23 protein-coding genes are annotated in these 22,065 nt (G+C 35.2%); 11 read left to right on the top strand and 12 right to left on the bottom strand.

Annotation, left to right across the window (positions count from 1 at the left end; genetic code table 11):
• Positions 1–27 precede the first annotated feature (27 nt).
• Positions 28–1,176, bottom strand: a complete 1,149-nt coding sequence (locus VEU72_00115) for a hypothetical protein (protein HYL65539.1) — start codon at positions 1,174–1,176, stop codon at positions 28–30.
• Between the two features lie 130 nt (positions 1,177–1,306).
• Here VEU72_00115 and cofD point away from each other — a divergent pair, with 130 nt between their 5' ends.
• Both cofD and cofC read left to right on the top strand, forming a co-directional pair.
• On the top strand, positions 1,307–2,227 hold the full coding sequence (gene cofD / locus VEU72_00110) for a 2-phospho-L-lactate transferase (protein ID HYL65538.1): 921 nt from the start codon (positions 1,307–1,309) through the stop codon (positions 2,225–2,227).
• The gene (gene cofC, locus VEU72_00105; GenBank protein HYL65537.1) at positions 2,220–2,858 is read left to right on the top strand and encodes a 2-phospho-L-lactate guanylyltransferase; all 639 of its coding nucleotides are present in this window, start codon (positions 2,220–2,222) and stop codon (positions 2,856–2,858) included. Before cofD ends, cofC begins: the two co-directional genes overlap by 8 nt.
• Positions 2,859–2,908: 50 nt before the next feature.
• Here the strand turns inward: cofC and VEU72_00100 are convergent, their stop codons facing one another.
• Entirely contained in the window at positions 2,909–3,904 is a 996-nt protein-coding gene (locus tag VEU72_00100) for a CPBP family intramembrane glutamic endopeptidase (protein HYL65536.1), read from the bottom strand.
• Between the two features lie 7 nt (positions 3,905–3,911).
• Positions 3,912–4,220 (bottom strand): stress response translation initiation inhibitor YciH, encoded by a 309-nt coding sequence (gene yciH / locus VEU72_00095; GenBank protein HYL65535.1) that lies wholly within the window; start codon positions 4,218–4,220, stop codon positions 3,912–3,914.
• Between the two features lie 77 nt (positions 4,221–4,297).
• Between yciH and VEU72_00090 the strand changes: the two genes are divergently transcribed.
• From VEU72_00090 to VEU72_00080, 3 genes are read left to right on the top strand one after another with little or no spacing between them, the layout of a single operon-like run.
• A complete protein-coding gene (locus tag VEU72_00090; protein ID HYL65534.1) occupies positions 4,298–4,627 on the top strand; it encodes an autoantigen p27 domain-containing protein in 330 nt (109 codons plus the stop codon).
• A 41-nt stretch (positions 4,628–4,668) separates the two neighbouring features.
• Entirely contained in the window at positions 4,669–4,833 is a 165-nt protein-coding gene (locus VEU72_00085) for a preprotein translocase subunit Sec61beta (GenBank protein HYL65533.1), read from the top strand.
• 17 nt (positions 4,834–4,850) lie between these two features.
• The gene (locus tag VEU72_00080) at positions 4,851–6,566 is read left to right on the top strand and encodes a DUF2070 family protein (GenBank protein HYL65532.1); all 1,716 of its coding nucleotides are present in this window, start codon (positions 4,851–4,853) and stop codon (positions 6,564–6,566) included.
• Here VEU72_00080 and VEU72_00075 read toward each other — a convergent pair.
• Entirely contained in the window at positions 6,549–7,181 is a 633-nt protein-coding gene (locus tag VEU72_00075; protein HYL65531.1) for a restriction endonuclease, read from the bottom strand. The two genes, VEU72_00080 and VEU72_00075, sit on opposite strands and share 18 nt — an antisense overlap.
• A 167-nt stretch (positions 7,182–7,348) precedes the next feature.
• Between VEU72_00075 and VEU72_00070 the strand changes: the two genes are divergently transcribed.
• From VEU72_00070 to VEU72_00060, 3 genes are read left to right on the top strand one after another with little or no spacing between them, the layout of a single operon-like run.
• Positions 7,349–9,811 (top strand): ABC transporter substrate-binding protein, encoded by a 2,463-nt coding sequence (locus VEU72_00070; protein HYL65530.1) that lies wholly within the window; start codon positions 7,349–7,351, stop codon positions 9,809–9,811.
• A 28-nt stretch (positions 9,812–9,839) separates the two neighbouring features.
• The gene (locus VEU72_00065) at positions 9,840–10,898 is read left to right on the top strand and encodes an ABC transporter permease (protein HYL65529.1); all 1,059 of its coding nucleotides are present in this window, start codon (positions 9,840–9,842) and stop codon (positions 10,896–10,898) included.
• Complete coding sequence (locus VEU72_00060; GenBank protein HYL65528.1) at positions 10,895–12,259, top strand: ABC transporter permease; 1,365 nt, start codon at positions 10,895–10,897, stop codon at positions 12,257–12,259. The genes VEU72_00065 and VEU72_00060 overlap by 4 nt, the downstream gene beginning before the upstream one ends.
• Here the strand turns inward: VEU72_00060 and VEU72_00055 are convergent.
• The 4 genes from VEU72_00055 to VEU72_00040 form a co-directional block, all read right to left on the bottom strand.
• Positions 12,243–12,572, bottom strand: a complete 330-nt coding sequence (locus VEU72_00055; protein ID HYL65527.1) for a hypothetical protein — start codon at positions 12,570–12,572, stop codon at positions 12,243–12,245. The genes VEU72_00060 and VEU72_00055 overlap by 17 nt on opposite strands.
• A 12-nt stretch (positions 12,573–12,584) precedes the next feature.
• Positions 12,585–12,845 (bottom strand): hypothetical protein, encoded by a 261-nt coding sequence (locus VEU72_00050; GenBank protein ID HYL65526.1) that lies wholly within the window; start codon positions 12,843–12,845, stop codon positions 12,585–12,587.
• A gap of 84 nt (positions 12,846–12,929) precedes the next feature.
• On the bottom strand, positions 12,930–13,340 hold the full coding sequence (locus VEU72_00045) for a Mov34/MPN/PAD-1 family protein (protein ID HYL65525.1): 411 nt from the start codon (positions 13,338–13,340) through the stop codon (positions 12,930–12,932).
• Positions 13,341–13,397: 57 nt separating this feature from the next.
• Complete coding sequence (locus VEU72_00040; protein HYL65524.1) at positions 13,398–14,678, bottom strand: hypothetical protein; 1,281 nt, start codon at positions 14,676–14,678, stop codon at positions 13,398–13,400.
• A gap of 63 nt (positions 14,679–14,741) precedes the next feature.
• On the opposite strand from VEU72_00040, the gene VEU72_00035 reads away from it, so the two are divergent.
• A complete protein-coding gene (locus VEU72_00035; GenBank protein HYL65523.1) occupies positions 14,742–15,050 on the top strand; it encodes a hypothetical protein in 309 nt (102 codons plus the stop codon).
• 10 nt (positions 15,051–15,060) lie between these two features.
• Here VEU72_00035 and VEU72_00030 read toward each other — a convergent pair whose 3' ends face one another.
• Together VEU72_00030 and VEU72_00025 are read right to left on the bottom strand one after the other, a co-directional pair.
• Positions 15,061–17,097 carry a polysaccharide deacetylase family protein gene (locus VEU72_00030; GenBank protein HYL65522.1) on the bottom strand — a complete coding sequence of 679 codons (2,037 nt, stop codon included), beginning with the start codon at positions 17,095–17,097 and terminating at the stop codon, positions 15,061–15,063.
• Positions 17,098–17,101: 4 nt separating this feature from the next.
• A complete protein-coding gene (locus tag VEU72_00025) occupies positions 17,102–18,565 on the bottom strand; it encodes a glycosyltransferase family 2 protein (GenBank protein HYL65521.1) in 1,464 nt (487 codons plus the stop codon).
• A 92-nt stretch (positions 18,566–18,657) separates the two neighbouring features.
• Here VEU72_00025 and VEU72_00020 point away from each other — a divergent pair, with 92 nt between their 5' ends.
• Both VEU72_00020 and VEU72_00015 read left to right on the top strand, forming a co-directional pair.
• Positions 18,658–20,187 carry a polysaccharide deacetylase family protein gene (locus tag VEU72_00020; protein HYL65520.1) on the top strand — a complete coding sequence of 510 codons (1,530 nt, stop codon included), beginning with the start codon at positions 18,658–18,660 and terminating at the stop codon, positions 20,185–20,187.
• Between the two features lie 146 nt (positions 20,188–20,333).
• Positions 20,334–20,609, top strand: coding sequence for a hypothetical protein (locus VEU72_00015; protein ID HYL65519.1), 276 nt, complete (start codon positions 20,334–20,336; stop codon positions 20,607–20,609).
• A gap of 14 nt (positions 20,610–20,623) precedes the next feature.
• Here VEU72_00015 and VEU72_00010 read toward each other — a convergent pair whose 3' ends face one another.
• Together VEU72_00010 and VEU72_00005 are read right to left on the bottom strand one after the other, a co-directional pair.
• Positions 20,624–20,881 carry a hypothetical protein gene (locus VEU72_00010; protein HYL65518.1) on the bottom strand — a complete coding sequence of 86 codons (258 nt, stop codon included), beginning with the start codon at positions 20,879–20,881 and terminating at the stop codon, positions 20,624–20,626.
• Positions 20,882–21,003: 122 nt separating this feature from the next.
• Positions 21,004–22,065, bottom strand: a 1,062-nt coding sequence (locus VEU72_00005; GenBank protein ID HYL65517.1) for a hypothetical protein, incomplete at its 5' end; no start/stop codon positions are given.

Raw genomic sequence — 22,065 nt, 5'->3', positions numbered from 1 at the left:
TTATAATAGAAATGATTGATTTGGTTATTACACTGCAGATTTTTTATCGAACTTGTCAGCCCAGTGTTTTCTATCCTCATACTCTAGTGTTCTAGCTGGACCTGAATCTCTTGGTCTATTGGCACTGTCCTTTAGCTTTTTGTTACTCCAGAATAAAACTCCGCCTGCTACAACAGCACCAAAGATTGCCATTCCGTAAATTATTCCTACTGGGAATCCTCCACTTGATGTGTCACCACCTGTAGATTGTGGTGTAGTACCAAATGCGGGTGTACCACCAACACTGGTTGTAATTGCATGGCCCTCTATGTTAACTGAAGCCGAACTTGCATGTTGAACTGTCGTAAGTTGATAACTAGTATCTGTGGAAAAATCAATCGTATTTTGTGTTGGTTTTTGAGTTCCTTCGCCAAGGCTACTTTGTCCCATGGTATAAGTTGTTATTGCTACTTTTTGTCCTTTGTATCCAAAACCACTAGTCTCAGATATTATGAATGCTGGATCAAAAAGATGATTCCATTGATCGAGTGGTTCTTGTAATATGCTACTTGCATCAATCAAATTATTTTTCAAAGCATCTTCTGCAGGCGTTCCTTTAATATTAGAATAAACATCTGGTATGATTTTTTTTACAAAGCTAATTGGAGTATTAATTTCTACGTCACCATATTGTGCTGTTTTTATGATAACAGGATCTTTTAGTGCAAATCCCATCCATGCTGCATCAATTATTGTTGGGTCAGTATCACTGGCTCCCTTCTTGATGACATAGCTTGTCAAAGTTGGAATTAATTGAAGATTGTAATCAATTGATGTTGATTTGTCATCTCCTGCAAGAGTTGCAGTATACTGTACGGTTAGGTCTGTGATGATTACCGGGCTTTTCTGATCACGTACTAGCACTGTATTTAGTTGATGCATCAAATCTTGAACACTGGTATTGTTAGAGTTTTCAGTAAAACTTATGGTGTAATTCTTGCCTGCCAAGAGATCCTTTAGTTTACCGCCATTTGGATATTCGATAAATGCAGATTCCAAAAACTTGAAGCTTGCTTGTGCGGGAGTACCAGATGCGCTGAGATTTACAGAAAGATCAGATGTTGCCCAAATTGGAGAAATGCTGCCAAAAATTAATAAACCAATTAACCCTAATGCAAAATACCTATCCATAGTCACGTTCAGACTACTTTTAGGGTCGGTAATAAATCTTATCGTAAATACTATCAATAAAATTGAAAATCTGTTTTTGTGGCAAAAGTAATATTGTGCATACTAACATTACCAATCTTCGTAGGAAATTGAAAAAATGATAACAATACTTGCAGGTGGCACTGGATCCGTTAAACTTGTTAGAGGAATATCCTCACAAACAAGAGATATCAATGTGATATCAAATGTTGGCGATAACTACTGGCTTTATGGTCTGTATATTTGTCCTGACATTGACACAATTCTTTATGGACTTGCTGACTTGCTTGATGGGGAAAAAGGCTGGGGAATAAAAAAAGACACCTATAATTTCTTACGTCAAATGGAAATGTTAGGAGAAGAAACTTGGTTTAAGATTGGAGACAGAGATGCAGCAATCCATCTTTTACGAACAAACATGCTCAAAAACGGTAAGAATCTATCTGATATTACCACATGGTTGTGTCAAAAATTTGCTATTGATATAAAAATAATTCCCGTTACAGATAACACTGTAGAGACAAGAATTGTGACAAACAAAGGTGATCTTCATCTTCAAGAATTCTGGGTAAAACACAAGGGGCAAGATAACGTTGAAGGGATAAAATATCTTGGAGCAGACAAAGCTAGAGCGAATCCTGCAGCAGTAAATGCAATACATGATTCTAAACTGGTTATAATTGCACCAGGAAATCCGCTAACAAGCATAGGACCTATTCTTTCAATTAAAGGGATAAAAAAAGAATTATCTAAATCAAAAAAGAAAGTTGTTGTAGTAAGTCCACTGATTGGAAACACCTCTATTAGTGGACCTGCTGCTAAATACATGGAAGCAGCTGGCATGGAGGTATCAGTGTATGGACTTGCAAAAATGTATTCTGATGTGGCTTCTCATATAGTGATAGATTCCTCTGATAGGCTTTTAACAAGAAAGATAGAAAATTTGGACATGAAAGTATATGAAACTAAAATAAAAATGAAAGACAAAAAAGATGAGGATGCTCTTGCATCTTTTATTTTAAAACAAGTGCATGTCTAAATTACGTACAGGTGCAATTGTTCCGGTAAAAACTTTTTCAAAAGCTAAAACACGACTAAACTTGTCATGCGAAAAAACAGAAGATCTTTGTAAGATGATGCTAGAAGAGGTTTTACAAACAATTTCACAATCTGATGTTATAGAAAAAATTACAATTGTAAGTAAAGATGAATCTGCCTTTAAGATTGGAAAAAAATTTGATGTTGTTGAAATCTATGATGAAAAAGAACAAGGTGTAAACAATGCAGTTGCAATGGCAGACAAGTATTTTTTAGATGAGGGATTTGGCGCTACAATCGTATTTCCTCAAGATGTTCCTCTCATGCAAACCGAGGATATACGGACTCTGTATGATTTTCAAATGATTGACAAGTGTGTACTTGTGGTGCCCTCTAGAAGATTTGATGGGACAAATGCACTATTTAGAAGCCCGGTAGACGTAATGGAAACTCATTATGATGAAGACAGCTATAAAATACATCTAACTACTGCAAATAATAAATCTGTAAAATCTGCACTGGTTTTGATTAGAAGAATAATGCTTGATGTAGATGAACCAGAAGATCTTCAAACTATTTTAAAATATTCAAAGCCGTCAATTTCAAAAATGCTTGAGGATTTGTTAATCTGATATTATAATTTTCAAAACTAAATTCTGGAATATAATTTATGTCAATATATTCAAACTTGCGTTATGGTTGATTCCTTTTTTGATTTTATGTAGTTTAATGTAATGCTAACAATAGCAATTCCACCAGAAATCAAAAGTAACATCTCTAATGTATTTGAAAATGGATCTGAAAACTCGCCTGTAATTGGAGACTGGGTCATTTCAGATATAAAATAAGTATATGAAAATATGAAGTAGTTTGTTGCCCAGTGAATCAAGATGGCAGGTGCAAAACCATATCTAAAGTAAACCCAACCAATTATTATTCCTGCCACAGTTGCTTGAGCAAACTTACCTGTACTCCATGGAGTACCAGAAATAATGTGGGCTACTCCAAAGAATATGGCAACTGTTATAATCAATGCTATGACTTTTTTGTAATTTGTAATTTCCAAATTTTTTGATGGGTGCCAAAGTGATTTGAAAAAATGTTTTAATGATGTTTTATGGGAAAAAATGGCATAAAGTGGAAGACCAATAAGTAGAATTCTAAAACCTACTTCTTCACTTAATGGTGATGTTGAGATTTGAAAGAATTGTATTAATCTATTTTGAGATGCTGGGGGCTCTATGTTGATGCCAAAATTGTGTTGAATAAAATCAATAATTAGAGAAAAGACAATTAGAATGGAAAACCAGGTTATCATGCTCAAAAGTGCGTTGTTTTTGATATTATGCCAGCCTTCTATCATTACCAAAGAAAGTGTTTTCATCAAGCTTCGCTGAGGGCCAGCCAGTGAAATAGTGAACAAAACAAGATAGATACACCACATAAAAATAAAACCGTCACCAATCTCAAAATGGATTGGCAGCTTGAATCCTATCCCACCAAGAAAAATATCTACACCATCAAGTGGATACTGAAAGTTAATCTCTTTTCCTAAATTAGAATTAAAAACCACATATGCTCCTATGGGAAAAGAAATGATCATCATACCAAAGATAACTGATGCCAGTGCAGAATATGGAATGGCTAAAACGTGTAGGAGTTTATCTATTTTTAACAAGTCTCATTTAATGAACTTCAATGCTTGCTTCTGGAAATCCAAGTTTTACTAAAGTAGTTTTGATTGTATCTCTGTGGTCACCTTGAAGTAGAATGTATCCCTCTTTTACTGTGCCACCACATGCATATTTTGCTTTTAATTCTCTGACAACTTTAGCTAGATCATTCATCTTTGGATTAATTCCTTCAATCATTGTCCCTTTTTTCTTAAAACGTCTCTCTTCAAGACGAACTACAATTTGAGTAGCATCTTTTTCAAGTTCTCCGCAGGCACATAAATCGTCAGGAAGTCCGCATGTATTGCAGATTACTGCCATTCAAAATAAAAACTTGGTTTCCTACTATTAAGCCTTGTTCGACTACATTTTTTACTTGGAAATTCCCAAATCAGTTTGTGTCTGCAGATCTTACTAAAAAAGCGATTGAAATGCTTCTAAAAGGTGCAACTCTTGTAAGTGATCCTTGTCCATATTGTAAGGGAGTACGTATCATGAAAAACGGTAGCGCATTTTGTGTAAACTGTGGAAGAGAAGATAATGAAGAAAAAATACCAGAAAAAATAGAAGAAAAACCTAGTGACGATCCATTGTTTGCAGGCCTTGAGCAAAAACTAAAGGAATTAACAAAAGAGCTTGAACATGAAAAAGATCATCAAAAACAGCAACAGATCCTAAAATCAATCAATGATATCATAAATATTAAAGAGAGGATCAAAAAGATCTAGCACAAAAGTATTTATGTAAAAATCTTGCGAGATACAGTAACATGAGTAGTAAGAAATCGGCACCGCTTCCAGCATCTAGTGCGGGTCTGTTAAGATTCTTTGAGGACGAGACAAAAGGATATAAACTAAGGCCAGAAGTCGTTGTAGCTATCCCAAGCGCACTGATTTCCATCTCGTGGATACTAAAAATATTTTTCCTACCATGACAGAAAATGCTGATAATGTGTCGCGTATACACAAGCGATATACATTAACAACTCTAACCCCATCTTCACACTATCTTTCTCTTTTGATTTCTATAATGGTGACATCTGCAACTGTAGCACTTGCGTTGTTTGTATATTTTAAAACAAGTGACAAAATATTTTTCAGTTTGCCATTGTCAATTGCAGTACTTTATGGAACACAGCTTCTAGACGCACGCTTGCTAAAAACAGAATTTTCCAAAATTGTGCATCTATCTGCATTTGGAAATCTCCTGTGGTTTGTAACTCTACTTGGAGGGTTTGTATCAGCACACGTTTTTTCAAAACCTGAACTATTGCCAATTTATATCACAGAAGGAATGTTTTTGTTTGCAAGCTTTAGAATTGGACTTTTTACATCTGTCATGGGAGCAAAATTAAAAACTGCATGGGCAGTTTGTCTTATTCAACCACTAGCAATGTTTTTTGCATTTGTACCACCGGAATCTTGGATTCCTATGCTTTCAGATTTAAAAGTCATAGGATACGGTCTTGTATTTTTGTTTCTTGCAACAGCATGGACACTATTGTCAGATAGAGCAGCAGGTATCAAAGTTCCAAGAACACACAAAGTATTGCAAGCTTACGTGGCAGCTTGGACAAGAAACGATCCTTCTGAAATGGAAACTTTGATGGAAGAACGCTCACAACCCACAAGAGTATCTACATTTCAAATTTTATTTAAAACAAAAAATAATGAATGCCGACTAGTTGTGCCAGACGTCCATCCAGGACCATTTCATCCAATTGGGGGAAGCAACATTCCGTATTTGATATACAAAAATCTGAATTACTCTGCAATGGTTATGCATAGCGTCTCTGATCATTCTCTTAATTTGCCATCAAAATCTCAAGTTGATGCGTATCTTTCTAGTCTCACCAAGAGTTCTATAATTCACAAAGGTTTTGATTGTACAAAACCTGTTACAGTTCAGGTAAACAAAGCCCGTGCAGTTGGAATGCTTTTTGGTAAAACCGCCGTCTTGATTTTATCATTATCACCACATGGAATGGAGGACGTGCCACTCTATGTTAAAAGTGAACTTGAACAATATGGAAAAAATCGTGGATTTGAAAAAATCTTAATCGTTGATAGCCATAATGCAATGGGAGAAGAAATTCTAAAACAAGACTCGGATGACCTCCTAAAAGCAGCAAAATCAAACCTTGATACATTGATAACAAAAGAAGCATATCCATTAGAAATTGGATATGCAAACTCGGAAAATTTGAAAATTCAGGCAGACGATCTAGGTCCTGGCAAAGTAGGAATGATGTGTCTGAAAATTAACAATGAAAAATTTTTCCTTGGTTGGGCAGACTCTAACAACATGAGAAATGGATTACGCGAGGAAATCGTATCGTCTCTTTCAAAAGCTGGATATGATTTACTTGATATCTGTACCTCCGACTCTCACTACAAGGCAAGAGAGGCAAGAAACAAGTATGGTTATTTCTATTTTGGAAGCCTATCTGAATCGCAAGAAGTTGCCTCTTGGTATTTAAATTTGGCAAAAAAGGCAGAACAGAATCTTTCTCCAGCAATGTTTGAAACTCTAAAGCAGGAAACAGATGTCAAAGTAATGGGACCAAAACAGCTTGAGAACTATTCAAAATCACTTGACAGGGCAATGAGAATTACACAAGGCTTTTTGATAGGAACTACTGCTTTCTTCTTATTCACTTTGCTCTAAATCCATTTCTTCTAAATTACCATAAAATTCATCGCAAAAAGAATCTAGTTGGAATATGGGTATTATAGGGACCTTGTTGATGAATTTGACCTCTTCTTGGTATAGTGTTACGATAGCAGGTAGTGCTGCACGTACCTTTTCTTTAATAACATAATGTTTTGTTCTCTCAATTTGTTTGTTGACTGCAGTCTCTAATGCAGAGTAACTTAGCCTCTTCCAATGTTTGCAGTCTATGAGAATTGCCACTCCTGCTTTTGTGCCAATAACATCTATCTGCATTCTTGGTTTTGTTAAAGTTAGATTTCTTGTGACATCAAATTCTCTTAACTCTAAAATTTCTGAAACAAGTGCCTCAAAATCCTTCCAGTCTAAAATCTGTGAAATCTCATCAATTGGAGCACCCATTCTTAATGCAAGTAAGCTGGTTTTCAGTTTGTCATTATCTTGAAAATGTATTTGATTATCTTGAAAAGTTCCTATGCCATTTTGCATAAAGTTGTCCAGTATCTGTCTTGCAGTCTCATCGCTAGTTTGCGTTACAACACTAAAATCTTTTACAGATAGCCCCCCTGGAATTATTCCCTTGATGCCCTTGACTAGAGTCTGAATATTCAACAATCGTGGTTTATTTTGCGTTTATAAAATATTATTCATAAAACTTGATTAGAAGATAACCTGCAAATATTATACTAGGAATAATTTTGAACCTATTTATAAAATGACATTGGCGTTTTTTAACCAGTTCTCTTATTCTTATATACAGTTTTAAGCAAAACAGTGCATTGAATCCACTTTTAATACTGTGTGGTGTTGTTTTTGTTTTTGGTTCCAGTCTTGTTTTTGCTGACAAGGGAACTTACGTAGACAAGATACAATTTATCCAATATTCTGATGAAAATACTGCACTTGAGGAAGTAAAAAATGGAAATTTGGACATTTATTATTCTCCGATCCCTTTTGACAGAATTTCTGATCCTCAATCACAAGAGGGTTTGAAAATATTTCAATCAACAGGTCAATCGTATAGTCTTCTTGTAAACCCTGCTCCGTCTACAAAATTCAATCCTTTTTCAATAAAAGATGTTAGATTTGCACTAAATTATTTGGTTGATAGGGATCTAATTGTTAATGAACTTCTTGGCGGTTATGGAGTGTCAATGATTTCAGCATACAAACCATTTGATCCCGATTATCTTTTGATTTTAGGTGAGCTTGAATCATTTAACTTTAGATATAATCCTTCATTTGCAGAGCAAATGATTTCAGACTCTCTAACAAAGGCTGGGGCACAAAAAATTGACAACAAATGGTACTATGATTCAAAACCAGTAGAGATTACAATTTTTATTAGAAGTGATGATCAAATACGAAAGTCAATTGGTGAGATAATTTCCTCACAACTAGAAAAAATTGGATTTTCTGTAAAAAGGGATTATGGTGATTTAAACAAGGCATATACAATCGTGTATGGTTCAAACCCATCTGATCTAAAATGGAATATCTATACTGAGGGTTGGGCATCAAGTGGATTTGTACGATATGATTCTGTTGTGACTGCACAAATGTATTCGCCGTGGTTTTCTAACATGCCTGGATTTAACAATCCCTCCTATTGGAATTACAAAGATGATTACATGGATTCTCTTTCACAAAGTATTTTCATAGGGAATTTTACATCAGCAGAACAAAGAACTGATTTACTCAAAAAGGCAGTTAATGAAGGTCTTAAAGAATCTGTCCGAATTTTTCTTGTAAGTAAAATCGATCAGTTTGTATCAAACAAAAAAGTAGATGGTGTAGTAAATGATTTTGGTGCTGGAATTACAAGTAGATTTACCCCAATTAATGCAAGAGATAATTCTACCTCTCTGACAATTGGGGTAAACAAGATTTACCAGGGTGCTTGGAATCCTATTGCAGGTTTTAGTGATTCTACTAGTCAACAAATTTTGGGAGCAATAACTGATCCAGGAAGTTTCAAGAATCCATATACTGGAGTAACTATTCCTGTTCGCTCTAGTTGGAAAGTGGAAACAGCAGGGCCAAATGGCAAGCTGGACGTACCATCTGATGCGATAAAATGGGATCCTATTCAGCAAAAATGGCTTCAAGTTGGTAATGGTATAAAATCTACAAGCAAGGTAACATTTCATCTAACATTTGGAAACTGGCATAATGGTCAACCAATGGACATGAATGATGTATTGTATTCGATTTATTTCCTATATCAATGGGGAGCGGAACATTCTGAAAATAACAAGACATTTGATTCAGAATATTCACCAAAGGCAAATCAAGCGGCAAAGACGTTAATTGGAATTAGGGTTATTGATAAAAACACAATTGAAGTTTATCAGGACTATTGGCACTTTGATGAAGGAGAGATTGCTGATTCTGCAGGTGTATTTCCTTCCATGCCTTGGGAGATATTTTATGCCATGGAAAAATCTGTGACCGATGGTAAGGTTGCATTTTCAAGATCAGAGTCTGTTAGTAAAAATGTTGACTGGTTCTCATTACTTGTACCAAATGATGCAAATATGATAAAATCAAATCTAGAAGATTTTTCAAAATCAAATTCTATTCCTGTTGCATTAGTAGGGTTTACACAAAATTCACAACAATACTATTCTGATAGATATTCTTCATCTATATCATGGATTGAAAAACATAATCATGCAGTAATAAGTAATGGTCCATTTTATCTTGATAGTTATTCTCCAGAGGCTAGAATCATAACTATAAAGGCATTTGATGATCCTACATATCCATTTGGAGCAGGTTACTGGAAAAAATTTGAGAACGTTGATGTTGCCAAGATAAACAGCATTGATGTTCCTACAACTGTTTCATTGGGTAAAGAACTGACAATTCCCGTTTCTGTCACGCCCAACTCTACTGTCTACTATTATTTTCTAAATGCTGATGGTAGTATGGTGGATTCAGGTACATTACAATCAAAGACTGGCAACATGAATATCACACTATCAAGAGAAAAAACATTGCTTTTGAGTATGGGTGCAAATGACTTGAGAATATTTGCAGTATCAGAATCTGCCCTCAAACCTGACATGTTTTATACTAGCTTTTTAGGAATTCAGGGTGAAAATCTAATAATTCCTGAAAATGTTGTATCTGCCTCTGGAATCTCAATTGCTGGTTCTGGCTATATTGCAATTGGTATTGCCATTGTAGTAATTGCTACTGGAATCATAATAACATTAAAGAAAAGAAAAAAATCCTAGATGTTATTAACTCTGGAATAGTTATCAGATGAAGATGAGCTTCAAACGATTCGTCATAAAACGAGCTGTAACAATGTTTGGAGTGCTCATGGCTACACTGTTGATTACTATCGCACTTGTCGGCTCTAACATGGATGCAATTTTAAAACAAAGCGTCGCACTTGAGATAAGGCAGCAAGTTACTGATAACAAACATCTTGTTACAAGTTTTAAAAATCCACAAGAACTTGATGCGTTTGTAGAAAATCAAATAAAACAAAGAACAGATGCATTAGGACTTGACAAGCCTTGGTATTATCCACCAAGACTAGGACTCTCAATGTATAAAATCCTAACACTTGATTTTGGACATGCAAAATTTCTTACTAGCGATACTGGTTCGTCTGATGTAAAAGATATAATACTTGAGAAGATGCCTAGAACAATTTTACTTTTTACAACTGCTACTTTGATAATTTCATTAATTGGAATATTTCTTGGCGCACTCTCCGGAAGCAAGATAAACTCAAAACTAGACAAGATAACCTCAACTTTTGCTATCATTAGCAGTAGCTTTCCAGTCTGGTGGATAGGTATGCTTATGATCTTTGTATTTGCGTTTGTGTACCAGATCTTTCCAGCAAGGGCAACGCCATTAATTCCTGTGACAGACCCTGGATACATTGCCTCACTCTTGTATCACATGGCACTTCCGCTAATCACATTGGTGCTAATTGGGTTTGGTTCATGGGCATATCTAGTAAGAAATTTCATTGTTGGAATTATGCAAGAAGATTTTGTGACAGCAAAAAGAGCAGCTGGCATTAGTGAAAAAAAGATAATCTATACTCATGCACTCAAAAATGCAGCACCGCCAATTATTACTGTTCTAGCATTGAGTCTCTCTGGGTCGCTTGGTGGTGCTATAATCACAGAGGCTGTATTTGATTGGCCAGGAATGGGAAGGCTATACTATGAGGCAATCAACGTACTTGATTTGCCTGTGATAATTGGTGAAACATATGTCTTGACTGCATTTTTCCTTGTTAGTATATTCTTGGCAGATGTTTTGTATGGTTACTTTGATCCAAGGGTGAGAAAAGGATGATTTTTTCTTCAAAAGAGGTCTGGCATGAATTTTCAAAAAATAAAATCGGTCTAGCAGGAATAGGAATACTAGTAATCCTTTTTGCAATGTCGGCAGCAGCTGTTCTTACCATTCCAATAGAGAGTTTTAAGGAATGGAATGATCCATCAAGCTGGTTAACTTTTCCAAAGTCTGCTCTTCCTGCATGGGTGAATTATTTTCTTTCAGAAAAAATGCCAGAGCATATGATTTTACAAAATCCTCAAGTTGCATCACAAAATGTTGGGGACATATTTCTGACTAGTAATATTTTTGTTGTTGATTATAACTATGATAAATTTCCAAGTGATTTTATCTACGAATATGCTGCAAAATATACCGGATCCCCATTGCTGCAAATTTGGGTTACAAGACCGGATGGAAAGGAATTCCAATTGATATCAACCTCGCTTCCTCAATCAAAAATTGAAACATCATATCACGGGTTTATTTTTTCAACAGATGATTCTATGATGAAAAATATTAGAAAAAATAAAGACAATTTCGTATTTCCAATTGATTCTCTACTTGCACAAGATATTGTTTTTTCTAAGACTGGACAGAATAATGTGTTAAATGGGCATTATTTTTTCAAAGTGAATCTGTATAGCATTAATTTAAAATCAAACCTTGAGACTTCTAAATTTATCTTGGGAGGAAAAGTATATGGTTTGATGGGAACTGATGAGCTTAGGCGGAACTTGACTGTTGGATTGTTGTGGGGTACTCCGCTTGCATTGTTTATTGGCATAACTGTAGCAATTGGTTCTGTGGTTATTGGATTGGTATATGGTGTATTTGCAGGTTACAAGGGGAAAAAGACAGACGAATCATTAATGCGCTTTAATGATATTATTTATGCAATGCCTGCTCTGCCCCTTTTGATAATTTTAGCAGTAACAATTGGTAACAGCATTTTCTTAATTGTAGGGTTTTTGGTTCTCTTTGGGTGGGTTGGAATTGCAAAAGTTTCGCGAAGCATGGCTTTACAGATTAAAACCTTACAATATGTAGAAGCTTCAAAGATAATGGGACAAAAAGACTACAAAATTATATTCAAACACATAATTCCTCAGCTTTTACCATATGCATTTGCTAGTATTGCTATATCAGTACCAGCTGCAATCACTACTGAGGCAGGTCTTAGCTTTTTGGGACTGGGTGATCCCACATTTCCAACATGGGGACAAATTTTACATGATGCTAATACTTATGGTGCTGCAGCAAGAGGTCTTTGGTGGTGGATTCTGCCGCCAGGAATTATGATTGCAATGACAGGCCTGGCATTTGTCTTTATTGGACACGCAATGGACGTAATAGTTAATCCTAGGCTAAAGCGGTAGGATTGAACTGCCTGATTATTTTTATTATTTCATCATTTAGCTTTATTGTATAGGCAGCTGCATTAGGATCTGTTTCCTGAGCAAGAGATTCTGCAAATTGGGTCTTGTCTTTACCTCGTTGATACATGCCACCTGTTTCTTTTATGCAAAGAGGAAATTTTTGCATCTTCAAACCGCTTTTTGTAAGATGCGCAATGAATTTTTTGTAATTTTCTGGCAAGTACCAATCTGATCTGGTTTCCTCACATAGCATTATCCATGTGTCTATTGTATTTTGGAATAATGCTTTTTTTCGAAGTTCTTCAAGTGTCATGATGTGATGCTTTTAAAAGTCTGCTCTTTTCATCTTAGAACCACATCTTGGACAAGCGCCTCCTTTGTACCTGTTGTTACATGTAAGGCAAATGTACTTTACACCTTGACTCTGTCCAAAGAATCCGCCACCGCCACCAGGGTCACCACCAAATCCGCCACCCATCCTCTTCAATGCTCTGTTTCTTAAGAACAATGGAAATACGATGAAGATAGCTAGGGCTGCCATTAATCCAAATGGCCATGGCAAGATCATTTGTAGTCCTATACTCACAGCCAAAGAACCGAAAAGGAAAATTAAATATGATTTGTAATTAATCAACACATCATCTTGTCGCAAAAAGCTTATAAGTTTTTGTCATGATTGGTCCGGACTTAATGTGATTTCGAGTAGATTTCCATCTCTATCATATGCAAAAATGTCATCGTCTTCATATGGTGATTGGACAATTAATGAAACAAATCCAAAGAAATTATGTAGATCTGTAACTGATGGTCTTGCTGCACCTGATGGATGGGAATGAACAGTACCTACATAGCTTGGATCAAATGGTAAAAACGAGTGTGGAAATCCTGCAAAAGTAGGTCCGTGATGCGAAAAAGGCGGAATTACCAAACCATCTATGGATATGATTCCTTTTTTGGACTTGCCACGTAAGATAAGAATTCCCTCATTGGGATGATTGAGCTTGCAATAAGTTAGTATGCCATCACGAGTATCTTTTGTTATGGTGATTGTCCGTTGCAGTTTTTCTTTTTTAAAGAAGATCATATGGTTTTCTTGGTATCCAAATTAATTAATCTTTGAAGAATAGTGTTCCATAACTTAAATTTTCAAAGTTATTTTGGTTTGAGAAATTTCGTTTATCTTTGTTTCAATATCATGAGCAATCTGTGGTGGGCGTTTTGCTTCTTCAGAAAACTCTTTTTCTAGAGTTTTTAGAGATGACTCTGATTGTATGATATCCTCTTTGATTCGTGTCACTTTTTTTTCCTTCTCCTCTAAATCTCTAATATTGAAAATAACAAACCTACTTTCAAACTCATTCATTTTTTTTGCTAGATTGTGTTTTAGATTGATAAATTCATCCAGTCTGTTTATGGTTTCCTCGATTTGTTCCGCTGCCTTTTGTGAATCTTTGACAGAGACATTACCTGCTACAACTGATTTTACAGTTGCCTGTAATATTTCTATGATAGAATTCTTGTTTTCAGTTGTGATTACTTCAGATGGGTCTGCAACCAATCTATCCATGATGATTTTGAGAGGCTTTTCAAGCGAGGAAATATAGCTATATTTTCCAAGAGGTCTTGATATTTTCGAAAATTGCACGTCAATTTCATTTTTAATAGACTTTTTTTCTGGCATTAGAGATTCCATGTCTTTTTTTACATTTAGGAATTCTTGATATTCTTTTGTTGATTTGAGGTTTCGTATATCATTTTCCAAATTATTAATTGTATTTTTATGATCCTCAATTTCTTTTTGTAATTCGATTAATCTGTGATTTTTATCTTCAATTTCTTTTTTTGATTTTTTAATTTCTTCTATTGATTCTAAAATGTTTTTAGATGTTGCCTCAAAATTAGCGTATTCGTCAACTAGTGCCTGTAGGTATCTTTTGTTTTTGGCCATCTCTGCAAGGTCTTCTTTGAGTTTGTCTGCATACTTTCTAGCAAAAACATGCATTACCCGGGAATTTATACCCAAAACATCTCCAATTCTTTTTAGCATCTGACCTGTTTGCAAATTTAAATTTGCTAAATTTGGAAAAGTTTCTAGATTTGATAGATTCACTGCAGTTTCACGTTTTAGTCCTAAAACTACGGCTTTTTTTCCACGCTCTATTAGCACTTTGAGTGATCTGTCAACATCTTCTGCATCAAGATCATCATTTTCAAATAACGACATTGTTTGTATGATGTTTTTTCGCTCTGTGTCTATTTGCTCCCTTATTGATTTTGCCTGCTCAAGAATTTTTTCAAGTAGATGTGTTTCACTTTCCTTTAAAATTGGATTGATATCAGAAAAGGAAATTTGTCTTTCATGTCTTGTTGATTCCACTGCTTCGTTTGTTGATTTTTTCTTTCCCCATCCAAAAACCATAGAAATATCTCTATTACATTAAATGCTTACAACATTAAATATTACACGATGCAAATTACCCATGTGAGCGATACTAGGCTTGTAATATTAGGCTCTGTTCTTGCGTTTGCTGGTTTTCTTTTAGGGGGTATAACCGGTGCACAATATCAACAGTATGTGATTCAATCTAGACAGTTTGATGTTTGTTATGATTACACGCCAGACGGTAATTCTGTAGCAGTAAAATGCGACGAAAAAATGCAAGACATGTTTTTCTTTCTTGTTTCATCTCTAGGCCTGATTGGAGTAGGCGTGTTTGTACTGGTAAAAGGAATTCGTGGAAAATGGGATCAGAATGTCAAAAGTGATGAAATGGTTGGACCAAACAAATAGAACTTACATGTCAAGTTTTGATTGTTCCTTGCTGTATTAGAAATTCTATTCCCTTGAGAAAATCATTATCTGAAATTTTATTTTCTGCCCACAATCCTGCGTTATTTTTAATCCATGGTGGAATGATTTGGCTGCTTGATTCCCCTGATTGTGGAAGATTTTGAATAATTATTATATTGTTTTGTATCATATATTGAATGCCGCTGATAAAATCAGAATCAGATATCTTTCCATTTGCCCACCATCCTGCATCATTTTTAATCCATGGTGGAATTTGATTTGATACTTGTCCATTGTTGATCTTACTTATATTTACAATCTTTATGCCGTCATTTCTAACTTTGTCAATTAATGATCCAAGTTGCTGAATTTGTTGCATGTCTGGCTCATTTTGTGTTGCAGTTCCATTGTTTATTGCATAATCTTGGAAAGATATAGTGACTACTGCAAAACCGTAATTGCGTAAGCTATTTTGGATATTAGTAAATATCTCATCATTAGTTAATTTGTGTAATGTGCCATTACCAGAACTGACATAACCAGTTGAGACAGTTGCTGGAAATAGATGAATTGTATTGGATGTGGAATAAACTGTGTGATAGGTTAGTGTATTTGCACTAAGAAATGTAATGTTATTTTCATGCATTGCACCAAATGTATCGTTATTAATTTTCCCATAAGGTGGAATAAAGACAGATGGTGTGATTCCTAACAAGGAAAATATCTTGTCATTTGATTGTTTGATAAGTAAAGACTGTTCGCTCTGCTTAGATGCAGTAAAATCTTCAAACTTCCAGCCACTATTTGCTATTTCTATTGATGGACTGGTTTTGATCTTTTTTTGTAGATATCCTGTCAGTTTAACATCGCCACCAAAAGAATTGCCAATCACACCTATGGTTAGACTGGCATTTTTCTGCTGGAATGTATCCATGATTGCAGTTTGAACGTTGTTTAACCAATAATCCTGAATGTCATCTAATCGAAATGCAACACAATGACAGTTTGGGATATTATATGATGTGGTATTTTTTGCTGTGCTAGATGCTTGGGGGATTTGATTACTTGAGACATTAGATAACTGTGGAATCTGGTTTTTAGTAGTGTTTGTCTGCCCATTGATCTCTATTGCAGGTTGATTTTTGAAAATTTGTACTAGGCTTTGGTTTCCATCTATTGTTATTTCAGAGTTACCCCATTCACTATTATCCTTCAAGTTTATTGCATGAAACACATAATCACCAACTTTTAGATTAGTAAAGTAAGCTTGTCCCTTTGAATTTACTACTGACTCTGTAATTTTATTTCCCTTGTCATCGTATATTTCTACCACAAAGCTTCCATCTGAAGATGTGACTGTTTTGGATAGATCCTTGAAAACTTTGGCTGTTAATAGAGTATGTATCATGGTGGGCCATGGTGTGACTAATCTTAATTCCTGTGAGATGCCAGATTTGAGTTCTACAGGCGAAAATGAATAAACAAGATTCTTTCCTATTAAAACATCTGCAATGTAATAGTTATCGTTTATTATTGGAGGCTGGATCCAAAAACGAATTGTTTGACCAAAGTTGTCAGTAAGACTTTGAGTCCATTGCTTTCCATCTTGAGATTTTACTAAAACAACAGCATTCTCTATTGGCGTTGAACCGTCATTATATAATACACTAAAACGTATTCCTCCAGGAAGTGGTATTGTAGTATCAAGCACCTCATGATTGGTTTGTAAATCTACATAGTCTGTACTTGAATACATTCCATTTGCATATACCTCTACTTTGTACTTGTGCCCAATTGGAAGAGAAACAATGTTGTAGGGATTGGCAGAAAGTGATGAAATCTCTTTGTAGGGTATGGTGTTCAAATCCTGATACACCTTTAGTGTCATGGAAGAATAATCAGCTCTGTCATTGTTTGTGTATTTTACATTAATTTCAATAGAACCTGTACTCTGATCCGCATAAACAAGAATGGGTTGTAGTATCATCAATACAAGAAAAAATGATGCGATGTATTTTGTAATTTGTTTTTTCAATATATCATTCATTTTATCAAACTCCTATTCTTTTAGCACTAGTCCACTTTGTCTTTGTTTTAAACAATGCTTCTAATGCAGCCTTTATTAGAAGAACATCTACTAGTTGCTTGTATCCTAGTACTAGAAATGGAGAAAATAGAATCAGCCTTGGGTCATCTCTATCAATTCGTACTGCTAATGCAGACATGAAACATTGCAATATGACAAATAATATGAACATTTGAAGTACAAAAAAACCATCACCATTGATAATTTCAATGATTGAGGTAACAATTACAGAAAGCCCTGCAAATGGTAGTACTATCATTGAAATTATCATAAAAGGAAATGCCACTCTGTACAAGAATGCATAGCGTGGATTTACTATTGTCTCAAAATGTCTTGATAGTACCTGCACATTTCCCCTGTACCATCTCTTTCTTTGTTTGTAAAAATCATGTAAACTCTGAGGAGCTTCAGTATATGCTGTTGCCTGGGTGGTTCCTTGAATTACAAATCCAGATTTTAAGACCTTAATCGTTGCATCAAAATCCTCCACCAGAGTATCCTTATGATAAGAGCCTACTCCTTCAAGTACAGATTTTCTAAATGCGCCCAAGGCACCAGGAACGATAGTAATTGAGCCAAAATAATCAAAAGCTCTCCTAATTATCTCAATTCCTGCCACATATTCTAGTGCCTGTGTCCAGGTAAGCCAGTTCATTCTGTTTCTAACTTTGACATTTCCTGCAACTGCTGCAACATCCTTATTATTTCCAAATCCTTTTACCATCTGTTTTAATGCCTGTCTGCCAATTATGGTATCTGCATCAACTATAATGATTATTTCTCCCTTTGCATATGCCAAACCATAATTCATGGCAGAGGCCTTGCCGCCATTTTCCTTGTGTAATATTTTTGCCTTGGTCTTGTATCTGCTTGCAACTTCCAAAGTTTTATCTTTACTGCCATCATCAATAACTATAATCTCCTTGTTTGGATAATCTGATTCTAGCAAACCTTCTATTGTACGCGCAATGACTTTGTCCTCATTATATGCTGGAACTAGAACACTAACTGATGGATATATGGCAGGATCTGGCATGATGTCTTCTTTGTATTTGCTGTATACTGCTAGTGGAACAAACATCATTGTACTCCAAAATGTAATTGTCATTCCCCATAAAATTATAATTCTGTTAGGAGATTGCCAAATTGAATAACTTTCGTATGCCGCAACTGATGCTAGAATTATTGGAAGTATGATCATAATTATGGCAAATGGAGACGGCATCTTTTTTGCATACTTGAATTTTGATGAGAGCTTTCCTCTAGCGCTAAAGAGTTGATAAAACATCACAAAGGCCGCAAAAGCAAGTGATACCATAGTCAAGTTTGTGTTCATTAGATATACCGTATAAAACAGCACGGAAAATATGGCGCAAACAAGCAGTATCTGTATGTGATCTAGTTTTGGCGTTTTAACTTCAGACATCATTACCAGTATGTCAATTGGGTAGTAAAATAATCTCTTGTCAGAAAACCCACACCATACAAGTAATATGCTAGCATTTCATAATTTTCAAGTAAATGAAAATAGTTTTTCTGACCTTGATGTTTTTAATATCAATAGCAGTAATTCCATCATATGCTGCAACTGAATCCTGTCATTGTGTTGCATTTCGATTAGATGACATTCAGGATTATTGGTTAAACAACGTTCAAACTGCAATCATGGATACATTCCAGCAGAAAAATGCCAGTCTAACCATAGGTGTGATTGGCAATCACATAGGTCAGGATCCAAAAATAACCGATTATATAAAATCTAGACTAGCAGAAAATCCCAAAATAGAAATAGCAAATCACGGCTGGAATCATGAGGATTTTACTAAATTTAGCAGAGAACAGCAATCAATACTAATGAAAAACACCAATGACAAGATATCTGGTCTTTTTGGAGTCATTCCCTCTGTCTTTATTCCTCCATTTAATACAATTAATTCTGATACAGTGGCTGCATTTCTTGAAAATAACTTTCAATACATTTCTGCAAACACAACACAGGATACCCCATCATCATTTACCAAAAATGTTGCCATATATCATCTTCCAGGAACGGCAAAAACTGGAAATCTAAATGACAAAAACACATACTGGTATAGTGAAAATTACACACAAACTTTTCTAGAAATCACAGATAGCTTGCAAAAATACGGGTATGCAATAATTGTAATGCATCCACAAGAATATTCAGTTAGACAGGCATTGAATTATTCTAATACCGTAGATGAAAATCAAATTAGGCAACTTGGATCACTAATTGACGAAGTTAGAATTGATGGCATAAATATTGTAACTGTAACCGAGATTCCAAGACACACCAGTAACCAAGCAATGCCTAGCTGGACTGGTAATCTATTTACTTGGTATGATAAGGGAAAGTTATCTGAAAGTGAGGTGTATGGTGCTATTAAATTCTTGATGGCAAATAAAATAATAAATTTTAATCCTGTTTCTAATGTATATCCTTTACACCAAAATATTACCGCGACATTTTTCTGGGTTGGTGAGCCTGCCAGCCAGGACAATCAGTTCATAGATAATCTATCCAGTATTTGGGATGACAAATGGCTAGTACACTTTGGAGGAATAGATGATCCTAAATCAAGAAATGGATACTTTCCTGCAAAATTTACTCCACTTGAAAACCCATTTTACTTTGCATTGCCATATAGCGATTATATCAACGGGACTAGAGTACCAAATGCTTACAATGTTGTACCTTGGGCTGGTGAAAAAAATTGGACTGGTTCAGAATCAATGCTAAAAAATAGATGGATAATGATCACAAAAGGAGACAAAACGGCGTATGCACAATGGGAGGATGCCGGTCCATCTGTATATGATGATTCAAGCTATGTTTTTGGAAACAGTCCTCCAAAAAATAATTCCATAAATCATTCTGGACTAGATCTATCCCCAGCAGTTAGTGATTACATTGGTCTATACTCTGACAATAATAACGTGGTTAGCTGGAAGTTTATTGATGACAATCAAGTTCCAGATGGACCTTGGAAAAAAATTATTACCACATCACAAATATATCAACAGCCCTGATATCAAATAATTCATATCACAAATAATTTTTTATCTAAAAAACAAAAGAAAACATGGATTAATTTTCTGAATGGTTTTTCTGAAATTATATTGAATAGTAGAAAAGCTACGCAACCCTTTAAATATATGATATCGAAATTTGCGTAATGAGTCTTACAGCAAAGGAAACAAAAAAACCATACATGTACCTGGGCGCAATATCCATAATGTTGCTCTTAAGTGCAGCCATCATTACTCCTTCTCTGAGTGCATATGCAGAAAAGAGTGATAACAAAACTAAATCAAAGGATAATGAAAATCACAAATCTAAAGATCACAAGAGCCATCAAAAAGATAGAAAAGATAAGGATAAAGGTCATAAAGGACCAGAGCGATGTGAAAATGGATCTTCTGCCAAGTATAACAAGCACTGTGACGAATAAATTTTTTTAAATTATTATTCCAAAACAGGCTTTTCCAATTCTTTGCATAGTTTTTTATAATTTTCTATAATTTCTTTAAAGCCCAGAAATGTTGCATTGATGTTTTTTTGTGCCAACTCAAAGCGCATTGTCTTTTCAACAAGATATGATTCCTCCTTTGGGTCAAGACCAGTGTCTTCCCAAATTTTATCAGTATCATCCATCAATTTTTGTAATTTTATTTCCTCTTTGAGTATTTTTTCTCTTAATTCCCTAACTAAACTAGATTCCATTTGTGATTTTTTATACTGATAATATGATATAAGAAAACTGATCTTAAAGTTTGTTTTGGTTGTAAATTATGAAAACCACAGGCGCAAATTTTATCCAAATTTTGTCTTTTGATGTTTTAAGATCAGTGTGTCTGGGTATGATCAAAATATTGGATGTATCCCATGTTGTGTAGTGATGTAGCAACCCTGTCCTCTTCAGATTTTTTTACTTTGTCAAGTTGAACAGAATCTGCTCTACTTAGCTGACCATAGTTGCCCCACGAATACATGCAAGTTTTACCACCTGTACATTTTGAATAGATGCCATCTGTCTTTTTGAGGGATTCTGTCTTCTCTGAGATTATACCTCCATTATTATCATAAATCACAACTGATGCAGTTTCTTTGTTGTCATCTAGTAACCATTTGATAGAACCAGCATCACTGCCTTTCCAGATCTGATCTGAGCTTGACATGTGACTAAATATTGATGGCTTTTGATATCCAGCATTTTCTATTGCAAAATCAGCATCATGTAGATTGGTGTATTCATGTACCCAGTCAGGCAAGTGGTATGACACTACTGTGGCATTTTGTCCAAACTGGATGGCACCTCCAACGTAGACGTTGTTGACTCTGTTGTGACCATCCCATGCAGTAACTATCATGCTAGAGTCAGGCATTGCCTTTGCTGCAGTAAAGCTAAATGTTGTGTATGCGTATGTAGAGTCAAGACTAGTTGTAGCCTTGAAATCCTTGACGTAACCTTTGTTGTCCACAAGTTTTTGTCCCTCATTTTTGTCATCACTTAGAACCAAATTTGCATTGTATGTTTCTGGATCTTTATCTCCAAAGTTCATGTATAGTGCAACATACTTCCAGTCTGTTGGACCATGACTTAGCTGCTCTTTTATTTTGATTGTAATTGGTTGGCCAATATCTGCAATAGTCTGTGGAATATTTACCTTGAAATTATTAAGATCATAAACCTTGCCACCAAGTGTTAGTCCATCTGCAAATACCATGTTTCCAACTCCTCCAAATGATGGCTTTATCCTGCTAGGTGGTGGGTCATCGCTTGTATGAACAAGCGTAGTGGATGCACAAGGAGCATTAGATACACCCAATCCTGAATATATCTGGACTCGGAAATTAAATGAATCACCAACATAGATGTTACCTGACGAATCAACTGCAACACCAGA

This window comes from Nitrosopumilaceae archaeon (assembly GCA_035631875.1).
In the GTDB taxonomy this organism is placed as follows: Archaea; Thermoproteota; Nitrososphaeria; order Nitrososphaerales; family Nitrosopumilaceae; genus TA-20.
Note: the sequence above shows the minus strand (reverse complement) of the source record. Positions and strands in the feature narration are given on the sequence as shown.

Coding starts and splice junctions, on each gene's coding strand:
- VEU72_00025 (HYL65521.1), bottom strand. CDS start 18,565: ATGATGTCTGAAGTTAAAACGCCAAAACTAGATCACATACAGATACTG.
- VEU72_00030 (HYL65522.1), bottom strand. CDS start 17,097: ATGAATGATATATTGAAAAAACAAATTACAAAATACATCGCATCATTT.
- VEU72_00055 (HYL65527.1), bottom strand. CDS start 12,572: ATGACACTTGAAGAACTTCGAAAAAAAGCATTATTCCAAAATACAATA.
- VEU72_00010 (HYL65518.1), bottom strand. CDS start 20,881: ATGGAATCTAGTTTAGTTAGGGAATTAAGAGAAAAAATACTCAAAGAG.
- VEU72_00020 (HYL65520.1), top strand. CDS start 18,658: ATGAAAATAGTTTTTCTGACCTTGATGTTTTTAATATCAATAGCAGTA.
- cofD (HYL65538.1), top strand. CDS start 1,307: ATGATAACAATACTTGCAGGTGGCACTGGATCCGTTAAACTTGTTAGA.
- VEU72_00015 (HYL65519.1), top strand. CDS start 20,334: ATGAGTCTTACAGCAAAGGAAACAAAAAAACCATACATGTACCTGGGC.
- VEU72_00040 (HYL65524.1), bottom strand. CDS start 14,678: ATGGTTTTTGGATGGGGAAAGAAAAAATCAACAAACGAAGCAGTGGAA.
- yciH (HYL65535.1), bottom strand. CDS start 4,220: ATGGCAGTAATCTGCAATACATGCGGACTTCCTGACGATTTATGTGCC.
- cofC (HYL65537.1), top strand. CDS start 2,220: ATGTCTAAATTACGTACAGGTGCAATTGTTCCGGTAAAAACTTTTTCA.
- VEU72_00065 (HYL65529.1), top strand. CDS start 9,840: ATGAAGATGAGCTTCAAACGATTCGTCATAAAACGAGCTGTAACAATG.
- VEU72_00085 (HYL65533.1), top strand. CDS start 4,669: ATGAGTAGTAAGAAATCGGCACCGCTTCCAGCATCTAGTGCGGGTCTG.
- VEU72_00060 (HYL65528.1), top strand. CDS start 10,895: ATGATTTTTTCTTCAAAAGAGGTCTGGCATGAATTTTCAAAAAATAAA.